This window comes from Luteimonas sp. MJ250, assembly GCF_039548455.1.
In the GTDB taxonomy this organism is placed as follows: Bacteria; Pseudomonadota; Gammaproteobacteria; order Xanthomonadales; family Xanthomonadaceae; genus Luteimonas.
In genome coordinates, this window is sequence record NZ_JBCLVB010000012.1 from 83608 (window position 1) to 97130 (window position 13523).

The 13523-nt window shown below is 69.9% G+C and carries 10 protein-coding genes, 1 tRNA gene and 1 pseudogene; 8 read left to right on the forward strand and 4 right to left on the reverse strand.

The features are described 5' to 3' along the window. Window positions 1-85 precede the first annotated feature (85 nt). From serC to aroA, 3 genes and pseudogenes are all read left to right on the forward strand, one after another. Complete coding sequence (serC, locus tag WCE37_RS10090; RefSeq protein ID WP_343279246.1) at window positions 86-1192, forward strand: 3-phosphoserine/phosphohydroxythreonine transaminase; 1107 nt, start codon at window positions 86-88, stop codon at window positions 1190-1192. Then, window positions 1192-2306: pseudogene (gene pheA, locus WCE37_RS10095) on the forward strand (prephenate dehydratase); the annotation flags it as partial. The gene serC and the pseudogene pheA, both read left to right, overlap by 1 nt. Next, complete coding sequence (gene aroA, locus WCE37_RS10100) at window positions 2303-3637, forward strand: 3-phosphoshikimate 1-carboxyvinyltransferase (protein WP_343279247.1); 1335 nt, start codon at window positions 2303-2305, stop codon at window positions 3635-3637. The pseudogene pheA and the gene aroA, both read left to right, overlap by 4 nt. A gap of 6 nt (window positions 3638-3643) precedes the next feature. Here the strand turns inward: aroA and WCE37_RS10105 are convergent, their stop codons facing one another. Further along, window positions 3644-4225, reverse strand: a complete 582-nt coding sequence (locus tag WCE37_RS10105) for a TonB family protein (RefSeq protein WP_343279248.1) — start codon at window positions 4223-4225, stop codon at window positions 3644-3646. A 91-nt stretch (window positions 4226-4316) separates the two neighbouring features. Continuing rightward, on the reverse strand, window positions 4317-4937 hold the full coding sequence (locus WCE37_RS10110) for an energy transducer TonB (RefSeq protein ID WP_343279249.1): 621 nt from the start codon (window positions 4935-4937) through the stop codon (window positions 4317-4319). Between the two features lie 106 nt (window positions 4938-5043). Between WCE37_RS10110 and serS the strand changes: the two genes are divergently transcribed. The 4 genes from serS (at window position 5044) to WCE37_RS10130 (ending at window position 8529) form a co-directional block, all read left to right on the forward strand. After that, window positions 5044-6384, forward strand: coding sequence for a serine--tRNA ligase (serS, locus tag WCE37_RS10115; protein WP_343279250.1), 1341 nt, complete (start codon window positions 5044-5046; stop codon window positions 6382-6384). A gap of 162 nt (window positions 6385-6546) precedes the next feature. Further along, a complete protein-coding gene (locus WCE37_RS10120; protein WP_343279251.1) occupies window positions 6547-7518 on the forward strand; it encodes a LysR substrate-binding domain-containing protein in 972 nt (323 codons plus the stop codon). Between the two features lie 124 nt (window positions 7519-7642). Continuing rightward, window positions 7643-7730, forward strand: a tRNA-Ser gene (locus tag WCE37_RS10125). Window positions 7731-7878: 148 nt separating this feature from the next. Beyond that, complete coding sequence (locus WCE37_RS10130; RefSeq protein WP_343279252.1) at window positions 7879-8529, forward strand: response regulator; 651 nt, start codon at window positions 7879-7881, stop codon at window positions 8527-8529. A gap of 19 nt (window positions 8530-8548) precedes the next feature. Here WCE37_RS10130 and WCE37_RS10135 read toward each other — a convergent pair whose 3' ends face one another. After that, a complete protein-coding gene (locus WCE37_RS10135; RefSeq protein ID WP_343279253.1) occupies window positions 8549-11719 on the reverse strand; it encodes an Rne/Rng family ribonuclease in 3171 nt (1056 codons plus the stop codon). A gap of 448 nt (window positions 11720-12167) precedes the next feature. Here WCE37_RS10135 and WCE37_RS10140 point away from each other — a divergent pair, with 448 nt between their 5' ends. Further along, a complete protein-coding gene (locus WCE37_RS10140) occupies window positions 12168-13133 on the forward strand; it encodes an RluA family pseudouridine synthase (protein ID WP_343279254.1) in 966 nt (321 codons plus the stop codon). A gap of 21 nt (window positions 13134-13154) precedes the next feature. Here WCE37_RS10140 and WCE37_RS10145 read toward each other — a convergent pair whose 3' ends face one another. Continuing rightward, window positions 13155-13496 (reverse strand): 4a-hydroxytetrahydrobiopterin dehydratase, encoded by a 342-nt coding sequence (locus tag WCE37_RS10145; RefSeq protein ID WP_343279255.1) that lies wholly within the window; start codon window positions 13494-13496, stop codon window positions 13155-13157. Window positions 13497-13523 lie beyond the last annotated feature (27 nt).

Sequence of the window (13523 nt, forward strand, 5' to 3'; positions counted from 1 at the left end):
GGGCCAATCCTAACGCCGGCCGGGTGATGCCGCGGTGCTGCATTGCGGCATACTGGATCGCCCATCCGTACCCCGAGGTCCAGCCATGTCGCGCGCCTACAACTTCAGTCCCGGTCCCGCCATGCTGCCGGAGCCGGTGCTGCTCCAGGCCCGGGACACGATGCTTGAATATGGCGAGGCCGGCGCCTCGATCGTTGAAATCAGCCATCGCGGGCCTGAATTCATCGAAATCGCCGCCCGCGCCGAGGCCGACCTGCGCCAGCTGATCGGCATTCCAGCCGACTACGCGGTGCTGTTCCTCCCGGGCGGCGCCACGGCGCAGCAGGCGCTGCTGCCGCTGAACTTCGCCGCCCCCGGGCAGCGCGCCGACTATGTGCTCACCGGCCACTGGGGCGCGATCGCCACCCGCCAGGCCGCGCCCTATGTCGACCTGAACGTGGCCGCGAGCAGCGAGGCCGATGGCTACCGCAGCATCCCGCCGGCCGCGGGCTGGCGCCTCTCCGAAGACGCGGCCTATGTGCACGTCACCGCCAACGAGACCATCCACGGCGTCGAATTCCGTCCAGCGGTGGCGGGAGGCCACGCCTATCCGGATACCGGCAACGTGCCGCTGTTCGCTGACTTCAGTTCCAGCATCGCGTCCGAGCCGATCGACGTCTCGCGCTTCGGCGCGATCTATGCCGGCGCGCAGAAGAACCTCGGCCCGGTCGGCATCGGGGTGGTGATCGTGCGCCGCGACCTGCTGGAACGCGCCGGCCAGCCGCGCGCCGACATCTTCGACTACCGGCTGCAGCTGGCCGCGGATTCCATGCTCAACACGCCGCCGACCTGGAACTGGTACGTCGCCGGGCTGACCTTCCGCTGGATGCTCGAACAGGGCGGGGTGGAAGAATTCGCGCGCCGCAGCCAAGAGAAGGCGAAGCTCCTCTATGCGGCCATCGATGGTTCCGGCGGCTGGTACCGCAACCAGGTCGAGCCGGCCGTGCGCTCGCGCATGAACGTGCCGTTCTTCCTGCCCGACCCCGCGCTCGACGAGGCCTTCCTTGTCGAAGCGCGCGAGGCCGGCCTGATCGGCCTCAAGGGGCATCGCGTGGTCGGCGGCATGCGCGCGTCCATCTACAACCCGATGCCGCTGGCCGGGGTGCAGGCGCTGGTCGATCACATGGCCGATTTCCAGCGTCGACATGGCTAGCAAGGACGACCAGGGCGAGGGCGGCGGTTCGGCGGCGAAGCCGGACCTTGCCGCGGTGCGTGCGCAGATCGACGGCATCGACCGTGAGATCCAGGCGCTGATTGCGGAGCGCGCCTTGTTCGCCCGCCAGGTCGGCCGCGCCAAGGGCAGGCTTGCCGCCGCCATCGACTACTACCGGCCCGAGCGCGAGGCGCAGGTGCTGCGGCGCGTGGTCGACCGCAACGACGGCCCGCTGGCCGACGACGTGCTGCTGCGCCTGTTCCGCGAAATCATGTCCGCCTGCCTTGCGCAGCAGGAACCGCTGAAGATCGGCTATCTCGGCCCCGAGGGCACGTTCTCGCAGCAGGCGGTGCAGAAGCACTTCGGGCACTCGGCGCTGGGCCTGCCGCTGGCCAGCGTCGAAGAGGTCTTCGACGAGGTCGCTTCGGGGGCCGCCGATTTTGGCGTGGTGCCGGTGGAGAACTCGGGGCAGGGCACGATCCAGTCGACGCTCGACATGTTCCTCACCTCGCCGCTGATGATCTGCGGCGAAGTCGAGCTGCGCATCCACCAGTACCTGATGTCGCGCACGGGGCGGATCGGGGATGTCGAGCGGATCTATTCCCACGGACTGTCGCTGGCGCAAAGCAAGAACTGGCTGCGGCAGCACCTGCCCCTGGCGGAGAAGTTCCCGGTGTCCAGCAACGCCGAGGGTGCGCGGCGCGCGCGCAACGCCGACGACGCGGCGGCCATCGCCGGCGAAAGCGCGGGCCGGGTCTACGGGCTGAAGACGGTCGCGGGGCCGATCGAGGACCGCAGCGACAACACCACGCGCTTCCTCGTGATCGGGCGCGCCGCGTTCCCGTCGTCGGGACACGACCGGACCTCGCTGATGGTGTCGATCCGCGACCAGCCGGGCGCGCTGTACAAGATCCTCGAGCCGCTGGCGCGGCACGGCATCAGCATGAACCGCATCGAGTCGCGGCCCTCCCACGGCGCGCTGTGGGAATACGCGTTCTTCATCGACGTCGGTGGACACGTCGAGGAGTCGCCGCTGAAGGATGCGCTGGCCGAGATCGACGCATTCGCCGGCGACGTGCGGGTGCTGGGCTCGTATCCGGTCGCCGTGCCGTGAGCGGTGGCGGAGAGGCGACGAGCGCGAACCCGGCGGGCTGGGTGGCATCGCGCGGCAGGGCACTGTCGGGCGAATTCACGGTGCCGGGCGACAAGTCGATTTCGCATCGTGCGGTGATGTTCGGCGCGCTGGCCGATGGCAGCACCCGCATCAACGGCTTCCTCGAGGGCGAGGACACGCGCGCCACCGCTGCGATCTTCGGGGCGATGGGGGTGCGCATCGAGACGCCGTCTCCGGCGTGCCGCGTGGTGCATGGCGTCGGCATCGACGGCCTGCAGCCGCCCACCGGCGTGCTGGACTGCGGCAACTCCGGCACCGCGATGCGCCTGCTGGCCGGGTTGCTCGCAGGCCAGCGCTTCGACACGGTGCTTTGCGGTGACGCCTCGCTGTCGCTCCGCCCGATGCGGCGGGTGATGACGCCGCTGCAGGCGATGGGCGCGGTGATCGACTCCGTCGACGGCGAGCGGCCGCCGCTCCGGATCTCCGGCGGCTTGCCGCTGCATGCGATCGCATACGAACCGCCCGTGGCCAGCGCCCAGGTGAAGTCCGCGGTGCTGCTTGCCGGCCTGTATGCCGATGGCCAGACCAGCGTCCGCGAGCCGCGGCCAACGCGCGATTACACGGAGCGCATGCTGGCCGCATTCGGCTGGCCGGTGGAAGCATCGGCCGGCGCGGTGCGGCTGAGCGGTGGGCATCGCTTGCGCGCGCGAGAGATCGACGTGCCGGGCGACTTCTCGTCGGCCGCCTTCTTCATCGTGGCCGCGACCCTGGTGCCGGGTTCGTCGCTGCTGCTGCGTTCGGTGGGGGTGGATCCCCGGCGCACCGGCCTGCTCGATGCGCTGCGCGCGATGGGCGCCGACATTCGCGAGATGGATCGGCGCGCCGGTGCCTGCGGTCCGGTCGCGGACATCGCGGTGCGCCATGCGACGCTGCAGGGCATCGACCTGCCTGAAGCGCTGGTCGCGGACATGATCGACGAATTCCCGGTGTTCGCGGTGGCCGCGGCCTGTGCTCGCGGCACAACGCGCATCAGCGGGGCCGCCGAGCTCAGGGTCAAGGAATCGGACCGCATCCATGCCATGGCAGTCGGACTGCAGGCGCTGGGCATCCGCGTGCGCGAGCTGCCCGACGGCATGGAGATCCAGGGCGGGTCGCTGTTCGGTGGTCGCGTGGAAAGCATCGGCGACCATCGCATCGCGATGTCCTTCGCGGTCGCGGCCCAGCTGGCCGCGGGCGACGTCGTGATCGGGGACGTCGCCAACGTCGCGACCTCCTTCCCCGGTTTCGAAGCGATGGCGCAGGCCGCGGGTTTCGGCCTGCACCGGGGCTGAGCGCGTCTAGTCGTCGTCGAGGCGGAAGGTCACCGGGACTTCGACGGTGCTGGACACGGGGTCGCCACCGCTGATCGCCGGCCGGAAGGTCCACTTCCTTACCGCGTCGATCGCGGCCCGGTCGAGATCGCGGGATCCGCTGCGGCTCGCGATCGTCACGTCCTCCGGCCGGCCGTCGGCACCGACCACGGCGCTCACCAGCACCGTGCCTTGCGCGCGGTCGCGGTAGGCCGCAGGCGGGTACACGGGCTGGACGCGGGTCAGCGGTTCCGCGCCGCGATCGGCAGTGACCGCGGGTGCGGCGGGTCGGGACGGCTCCGCCGTCCGGCGACGGGCGTCGTCCGCGGCACGCTCGCGCTCGGCGGCGGCGTCCTGGCCATCACCGATCTCTACGGCCGGTGGCGGCAGCGCTTCGGGCGCGGTGCTGACGCCGGCGCGCTGGCTGTAGATGAACCACCCGAATGCAAGCAGCGCCAGGAGCAGCACGATCCAGAGCAGCGGTGCGGCCGTCCTGCGCTCCGGCCCGGCGGCGGGTGGCGGTTGGGGTGGAGGTGGGGGTGTGTTCGGATTGCGGTTGGGGTCGGCCATGCACGGCTCCTTGGCTGCCTGCGCAGGTGCAGCAGCTCAAGGAAGCGTTCCACAGGCCAGGTCGCGGCCGTGTGTGCAGCTCGCCGCGCGCTCAGCGCCCGCTGTCGAAGCGGATCGGGACGGTCACGGTGCCCGCGCTGGGGCTGCCGTCGCGCATTGCCGGGCGGAAGCGCCAGCGCCGGGCCGCACGCTGGGCCGCGCGGTCGAGGTCCCGGGATCCGCTGCTCGATGCGACGTCGACCTGGACGGGGACGCCGCGCGCGTCCACTTGGATGCGCAGCAGCACCTCGCCGGATTCGCCGCGGCGCAGGGCGCGGGCGGGATAGGTCGGGCCGGGTGAACTGATCGGCACCGGGGAGCTGGCCGACAGCTCGACGGGCTGTACAGCCGGTGCGGCAGGATCCGTGGCGCGGCCTGCGGCCAGGGGCGGGGCGCTGGGCGCCGGCTCTTCCACGCGGGCACCGGACGAGGGCATTTCCGGGACGTCCGCGCCGATCGAAGTGCCCGAGCGCGGCGGGGTGGGAAGCGGCTGGAACACCTGCGCGGATGCCGCAGGCGGCTGCACATCGGCGCGATACGGGTCGCTGCCGTCGCGCTGCACGAACCAGAGCACGAGGAAAATGGCGATGCCCGCGGCGATGCCGGCGCCCACGAGCCACCAGCCGCGGCCGGTAGGAAGGGGCAGGGGACGGCGTGACGGGGTGGCTGGCATGTGGCGCCCTGCGATTGCGGATGCCCCGATTCTGCCACGGCGCCGCGGAGCAGATGCCCTCGCGACGCGCGATAATCCCCGGTCCGCCACTTCATGAAGCGACGCGATGCTTGATCCCAATCTTCTGCGCCAGGACCCTGCCGCGCTCGCCCTGCGCCTGCGCGAGGCCCGCGGCTTCGAGCTCGACACCGGCGCGTTCGAAACCCTCGAAGCAGGTCGCAAGGCGCTGCAGGTACGCACGCAGGAGCTCCAGAACCTGCGCAACACCCGCAGCAAGGAGATCGGCATGCTCATGGGATCGGCCGCGCGCCTCAAGGCTGCCGGTGAGTCCCGACAGGCCGCGGACAGCATCGCGAAGGCCGAGGCGATCAAGGCCGAGGTGTCCGGCTTCGGCGATGAACTGAAGGCCTCGGAGGGCGAGCTGGAGCGCATCCGCGTCGAGCTGGATGCCATTGCCATGGGCATCCCCAACCTCCCCGACGCGAGCGTGCCCGCCGGCAGCGACGAAGCCGGCAACGTCGAACAGCACCGCTGGGGCACGCCGCGCGTGTTCGATTTCAGGATCCGCGACCACGTCGACCTTGGCGCCCGCCACGGCTGGCTCGACGCCGACGCGGCCGCGCGGCTGTCCGGTGCGCGCTTCACCGTGTTGCGCGGCCAGCTCGCGCGCCTGCACCGCGCACTGGCGCAGTTCATGATCGACCTGCACGTCGACGAGCACGGCTATGGCGAAACCAGCGTGCCGGTGCTGGTCAACGCCGAAGCCATGCGCGGTACCGGGCAGCTGCCGAAGTTCGAGGACGACCTGTTCGCGACCATCGTTGGCGAAGGCGAGGCGGCTTCGAAACGCTATCTGATCCCCACCGCCGAGGTGCCGCTGACCAACCTGGTCGCCGACACGATCGTGGACGCCGCGGCGCTGCCGCTGCGCATGGCGGCGCACTCGATGTGCTTCCGGGCAGAGGCCGGTGCCTACGGGCGCGATACCCGCGGCATGATCCGCCAGCACCAGTTCGAAAAGGTCGAACTGGTTTCGGTCACCCGCCCCGACGACAGCGATGCCGAACACGAACGCATGACGCGCTGCGCGGAAGTGGTGCTCGAGCGCCTCGGCCTGCCGTACCGGCGCATGCTGCTGTGCTCGGGTGACATGGGTTTTGCCGCGCGCAAGACCTACGACCTCGAGGTCTGGCTGCCGTCGCAGGACACGTGGCGCGAGATCTCCTCCTGCTCCAACTGTGGCGACTTCCAGGCCCGCCGGATGCTGGCACGCTGGCGCGGCGATGCCAGCGGCAAGCCGGAACCGGTGCACACGCTCAACGGTTCCGGCGTGGCCGTTGGCCGCGCGCTGGTGGCGGTCATGGAGAACGGCCAGCAGGCTGACGGATCGATCACGGTGCCCGAGGTGCTGCGGCCCTATATGGGTGGCGTGGACGCGATCCGCTGACCTTCGGCGTGGCTGCAGCCCGGTCTCCAGATCGCGGGGAGGGCGCCGGCATCCGGGAATGGTTCTGTCCTCCGGTTTGATGAACCAGCCCACCGCTATTCGTTGCGGATATGGGACAATTGTGCTGAAATATCAGCAATTGTTTCGGTGAGGTAAGGGCAGATGCAGGATCTGAACGATCTCTATTATTTCGCCATGGTCGTCGACCACGGCGGGTTTGCCGCGGCGGAACGCGCGCTGGGAATTCCGAAGTCGCGGCTTTCGCGGCGCATCAGCCAGCTGGAAACCGAACTCGGCGTCCGCCTGCTGCAGCGTTCCACGCGCCGCTTCGCGGTGACCGACGTCGGCCAGAGCGTCTATCGCCACACCCAGTCGATGCTGGCCGAAGCCACCGCCGCGCGCGAGGTCGTGGACCGCCTGAGCGCCGAGCCGCGCGGCATTGTCCGCGCCAGCGTGCCCGTGAGCCTGGCGCAGCAGCAGCTGCCGAAGCTTTTGCCCGAGTTCCTCGCGCGCTACCCGCAGGTTCGCGTGCAGATGCACGTCAACAATCGCCGCGTCGACGTCATCAACGAGGGCTTCGACGTTGCCATCCGCGTGCGCAACAAGCTCGATGACGACGGCAGCCTGGTGATGCGCAGCTTCGGCCAGATCCAGGAGCTGCTGGTCGCAAGTCCGACCTACCTGGAGCGTGCCGGCCGACCGGTCGCGCCGGAAGAGCTCAAGGACCACACCACCATGACCATGAGCGAGGACGAGGTCCGCCAGCGCTGGGAACTCCAGGGCGTCGATGGCGAAGTGCGGCGCATCGACCTCAAGCCGCGGGTCGCGGGTGGCGACTTTCCGATGCTGATGTCGCTGGCCCGCCAGGGCCTGGGCATCACCATGCTTCCGGAAACCCTGTGCGCCGACGCGGTCCGCAGCGGCGAGCTGGAAGTGGTGCTGCCCGAGTGGCGCCTGCCGCAGGGCATCGCGCACCTGGTGTTCGCATCGCGCCGCGGCCTGCTGCCGGCGGTGCGCGTGTTCATCGATTTCCTGGCGGAAAAATTGCCGCCGCTGATCGAGGCGTCGCGCCTGGACTGCGAGAGCTGCGGCGAACGACACGCCGCGGCGGGCGCGCCGGCCGCCGCGGCCTGACGCCGGCCGGGCGGCACGGAGGGAAGGGCCGCCTGCGTCATGTCGTGCGACAATCGCGGCGCGTGATCGCCCGGCATCGGACACGGCAGTTCGACGCTCCAGGACGATCCCGCCAGGCAGTTGCGGAAGAGTGGCCGAGCGGTTGAAGGCACCGGTCTTGAAAACCGGCAATGGGAAACCATTCGTGGGTTCGAATCCCACCTCTTCCACCAAATTGCCAATCGTTTCCCGTCGTTTTCTCGCGCGCTGCGCGCCGCATCACATTGTGTCCGGTACTGCGTCCCGCTCCTGCTTGCGACACCTCGCCACCGGCGCTAGCCTCGTGGCAGGGGTTCATGAAACGTGGCGAAGGGGACAAGGATGACCATCAGAGTCTACGTGGTGGATGACCACGCACTGGTACGCGCCGGGATGCGCATGATTCTGTCGGCGGAAGCCGACATCGAAGTGGTGGGCGAAGCCGAATGCGGCGAGGATGCCCTGCCGCAGATCCGGGCGCTGAAGCCCGACATCGTACTTTGTGACCTGCACCTGCCCGGCGTCAGCGGGCTGGAGGTCACCGAGCGCATCGTCCGGGGCGAGTACGGCCCCAGGGTGATCGTGGTGTCGGTGCTCGAGGACGGACCGATGCCCAAACGGATGATTGCCGCGGGGGCCGCAGGCTACGTCGGCAAGGGCGGGGATGCACAGGAGCTGCTGCGCGCTGTCCGCGAGGTCGCGGCAGGACGGAGGTTCCTGGCGAGCAAGGTGGCGCAGTTGCTGGCCCTGTCGGGCCTCGACGCGGCGGAATCACCGTTCGATGCGCTGTCGCCGCGGGAGACCGAAGTCGCGATGCTCCTGATCCAGGGCATGCGCCAGGAAGAAATCGCGCGCCGCCTGAGCCTGAGCGCAAAGACCATCAACACCCACAAGACGCGACTGTTCGAGAAGCTGCAGGTGCACGACAACATCGCGCTTGCACGCCTGGCCAGCCAGTACGGCATGGCCGATCCCGCGCACGCCATCGTCTAGCGTACGCGGGGGGCTTCGATCAGGCGCCGGTGGGCGCCTGATCGTCTTCTGAGCGCGGCGCGGGGTTCGCCGCATCCTTGGCCGCGTCTTCGGCGTCCGTATCCGCATCCGCATCCGCGACTGCTTCCGCAGCGGCGTCGGTCGGCGCCACGTCTTCGGCCACGGGCTGGTCGAGCGCGGCGGCTTCAGCTGCTGCAGGCGCGGGCGACGAGGCTGCGTCGGACGCGGGTTCGAGCCCGTCGAAGAGGCCGCGCGGCTGTGAGCTTGCAGGCGGCACGGTCCCGATCGGCGTCGCTGCAGGGGCCTCGGCCGCCGGCGCATCGATCGCCGGCGTTTCGGTTGCCGGAGCCACCGGCGCGGTCTCGATCACGGACGTCCCGGTCGCAGGCGCAGAAGTGTCCTCGACCCGGTCCATGCCTGCGTTCGCGGCGCCCTGCGGCTTCGCATCCACAGGCTCGCCGATGCTCGCGCCCGCTGGTTCCGGCGTCTGCTGCCGCACGACCGTCGCTGCGACCGCGGTGGCGGCCACGGCTGCCGGAGTGGCGGCGGCTTTCGGAGTTTCCGCAGTGTCCGGCGCGGCAGGAGCGGCCGAAGCGGCCGGGGTCGCATCCGCCGCCGGCGAACGGTGCTGGACGGGCTTCGACGCCTGCGCATCGTCGACGAAGTCGAATTCCGGCTGCGAGCTGCGTGCAACCGGAACGTCCGAAGCATCCTCGCCCGTTGCAATGTCGACGCCGTTGGCGTTGTCACCACTGCTCTCTTCGCCCGCACCGCGACGGCGACGGCGGCCACCGCGGCGTCCGCGGCGACGTTTCTGCGCGGCCTGGCCGGAGTCGTCGTCGGAGTCGCCGGCTGCCGTCCCGGCATTCACGGCATTGCCGGTGTCGGCACCCTCCGAGCCCGGCTGCTCATCGCTGGGCGAAGCCGCGGGCGCGCGGCTGCGGCGTGCGCCGTCGCCCTGCGTGCCCGGGTCGACGGCCGGAGTCTGCGAAGCCGTCGAGCCGCTTGCGGCCGCGGCTGCAATCCCGGTCGCCGCTGGAGCCACCACCCTTGCCTTGTCGTCAGCGTCCTGCGCGAGCTTGTCGCCCGCAGCCGGGACCTGCACTTCTTCGATGCGACGCCTGCGGCCCTGGGTACCACGCTCGCCTTCCGGCCGCTCGGTGCGCTTCTCGCGTGCCGGCTTCTCGCGCGGCTGCTTCTGCGCCGTGGCTGCCTGGCTGTCGGGGCTGTCGTGGCCGTCCTGGCTGCTCTGGGCCGTGGCCTTCTGCTGCCGGCCCGCGCCCTGTCCGCCGTTGCCACGACGACCATCGCGGCGACCACCACCCTTGCCGCCGCGACCGTCGCGCTCTGCGTCACGTCCTCCGTCACGCTCCTGCCGCGGACCCCGTTCGCCCCGGCGCTGTCCGCCGGACTTGTCCGCGGCCGGCTTGCGCGCATCGGCCTCGGGCTGGCCCACGAACAGGGCCTTCAGCCAGCCGACGATCCCGCCGCTGGCGGCGATCGCCGGCAGGGCGGGCACCGCGGCGGGCGCAGCCACCGGAGCGGGTGCCGGCGCCGCCTCGGGCGCCGGGCGCGGCTCGCGCACCGGTGCCGGGCGCGAATGCTGGACCTTGGTGACTGCGGCCGCGGGCACGTTGAGGTTGGCCTTGGTCAGCGCGATGGTCGCCACCTTGCGCGGCGTGCCGCGGCGGTAGCTCGGCTTCGCGGACTCGTCGTCGAGCTCGTTGGTACGCAGGCGGGTGACTTCGTAATGCGGCGTATGCAGCTGCTCGTCGGCGACGATCACGATCGGCGCGTCGTGGCGCTTCTCGATCTCGCGCAGGGCGCTGCGCTTTTCGTTGAGCAGGTAGTTGGCGATTTCCACCGGGGCCTGGACCAGGACCTGTCCGGTGTTGTCCTTCATCGCATGCTCTTCAGCCAGGCGGATGATCGCCAGCGCCAGCGATTCGACGCTGCGCATGCGGCCATGGCCCTCGCAGCGCGGGCACACGATCTGGCTGGACTCGCCCAGGCTCGGGCGCAGGCGCTGCCGGCTCATCTCAAGCAGGCCGAAGCGCGAGATGCGGCCAAGCTGCACGCGTGCACGGTCGTACTTCAACGCACCCTGCAGGCGGTTTTCGACCTCGCGCTGGTGCTTGTTGGAGGACATGTCGATGAAGTCGATCACCACCAGGCCGCCGAGGTCGCGCAGGCGCAGCTGGCGGGCCACCTCTTCGGCGGCCTCGAGGTTGGTGTGGAACGCGGTCTCTTCGATGTCGCCGCCCTTGGTGGCGCGCGCCGAGTTGACGTCGACCGCGGTCAGGGCCTCGGTCTGGTCGATTACCAGTGCGCCGCCGGAGGGCAGGCGGATGGTGCGCTCGTACGCATTCTCGATCTGCGATTCGATCTGGTAGCGATTGAACAGCGGGACGTCGTCGGTGTAGTGCTTGAGCTTGCGCAGGTTGTGCGGCATCACCAGCTCGACGAATTCCTTCGCCTCTTCGTACATCTCCGGCGTGTCGACCAGGATCTCACCGACGTCGGCGCGCATGTAGTCGCGCAGCGCACGGATGATCAGGCGCGATTCCTGGTAGATCAGGAACGGCGCGGGCTTGCTCAGCGCGGCCTCGGCCACCGCCTTCCAGATCGACAGCAGGTAGTCGAGGTCCCACTGCAGCTCTTCGGCGTCGCGGCCGACGCCGGCGGTGCGGATGATCACGCCCATGTCGTCGGGGATCGCGAGCGCGTCCATCGCCTTCTTCAGCTCGGCGCGGTCGTCTCCCTCGATGCGGCGCGAGACGCCGCCGGCGGTCGGCGAGTTCGGCATCAGCACCATGTAGCGGCCGGCCAGCGAGATGAACGTGGTCAGCGCCGCGCCCTTGTTGCCGCGCTCGTCCTTGTCCACCTGGACCACCACTTCCTGGCCTTCGCGCAGGAGCTCCTTGATGCCGGCCTTGTTGTGGTCGACGCCGGAAGCGAAGTAGTCGCGGGAGATTTCCTTCAGCGGCAGGAAACCGTGGCGCTCGCCGCCGTACTCGATGAAGGCGGCTTCAAGCGAGGGCTCGATGCGGGTGATGCGGCCCTTGTAGATGTTGGACTTTTTCTGTTCCTGGGAGGGTTGCTCGATGTCGATGTCGTACAGGTTCTGGCCATCGACGATGGCGACGCGCAGTTCCTCTGCCTGCGTCGCGTTGATCAGCATGCGCTTCATTGTTGCGTTCCTTACGCGCTCTCGCACGCGGAACGCCGGGGCGTTTCGCCTGGATCTGACCTGCCGCCGGCGCGCGAGCGCCTGGCGACTCCGGTTGCTTCCAGCGCTGCACACCACGGCGGGCCGCGGGAGCGCTTGTTCCATAATGCTTTTTTTGGGCCGGCGGCTGCGCAGGAGCACCCCCTTGGGGGCAGGCCTGCGCGCCGCGCGGGACATGTTCAGCGCCGGTGCGTGCACCGGGCGATCACAGGAGCTGCCCTCCAGCCGCTAACATGGCTGCCCCGGGGGCAGTGGTCGCGCTCTGGAAGGACTCGCGGAAGGCCGGCTTTTGGCCGGGGAACTTCCAGCGAAATCAGGACCTTATCTCGCCCGGCGAGTGTAGCAGAAAAGAATTCAGGCAAGACGCCCCGCGAAGGGCGGCTTCCAGCACCCCGCAGGGAATCCACGCATGTCCGATCCAGGCAAGACCCCAGCAACCGGCGGCGTACGCCAGGTCCGCATTTCCGAGGATCGCGACGGCCAGCGCCTCGACAATTTCCTGCTCGCCTATCTCAAGGGTGCTCCGCGCTCACTGGTCTACAAGATCGTGCGCAGCGGCCAGGTGCGGGTGAACGGGGGGCGCGTGCGCGCCGACCGGCGCCTGGAGGGTGGCGACGAGGTCCGCATCCCGCCGGTCCGGATCGAGGATCCGGCGGACAAGGGCAGCCCGTCGCCCGGCCTGCTCGAGGCCGTGGCCGGCAGCGTCGTGTTCGAGGACGCGCGCCTGCTGGCGATCAACAAGCCTTCCGGCGTCGCCAGCCATGGCGGCAGCGGGATCAGCTTCGGCGTCATCGAGACCCTGCGCGCCCTGCGCCCCAACCAGGAGCTGGAGCTGGTCCACAGGCTGGATCGCGACACTTCGGGGCTGATGGTGGTGGCCAAGAAGCGTTCGGCGATGTCGGAGCTGCAGGCGCTGATGCGCGAGGGCACCGGCACCGGGCTGCGCAAGCGCTATCTGGCCCTGCTGCTGGGGCGGATGCCGGATGGCGTGATGAGCGTCGATGCGCCGCTGCACGTCGGCCTGCGCCAGGGCGGCGAGCGCCATGTCCAGGTGGATCCCTCCGGCAAACCCTCGCTCAGCCACTTCCGCGTGCTCGAGCGCCGCGGCGGACAGTCGTACTGCGAGGTGCGGATCGAGACCGGCCGCACCCACCAGATCCGCGCCCACGCCCGCCACATCGGCCATGCAGTAGCCGGCGACGACAAGTACGGCGACGCCGAGGCCAACCGGCGCCTGCGCGACAAGGTCGGCCTGCGCCGGCTGTTCCTGCACGCCGCCTCGCTGGAGTTCTCGCTCGATGCAGGGCAGGCGCCCTATGTGCTCAGCGCGCCACTGGCGCCCGACCTGGTCGAGGCGCTCGATCGCCTCGGCTGAACACGATGCCCGGGCCGTGGTTCAGGCGGCGAGGTCGTCGGTGCGCGCGGCGCAGATGAAGTCGTTTTCGCTCAGGCCGCCGACGTCATGGGTGGAAAAGCGCACCTCGCAGCGGTCGTAGTGCACCCCAAGGTCGGGGTGGTGGTCTTCGCGGTTGGCCATGTGCGCCAGGGCATTCACGAAGGACATGGTGTGGCGGTAGTCGGGGAAGCGGAAGGTCCGCAGCAGCGCCTTGCCTTCCTCGGCCAGGGTCCACTCGGGCACTTCGGACATGAGTTCGCGGATCCGGGCGTCGGACAGGCGGTGCTCCGGGCCGCGGCGCGGAGTGCAGTGGGCGTGGGCAAGCGAGGTGTGGTCGGACATGGTCGGCTCCTGGACAGGCGGCCCGGG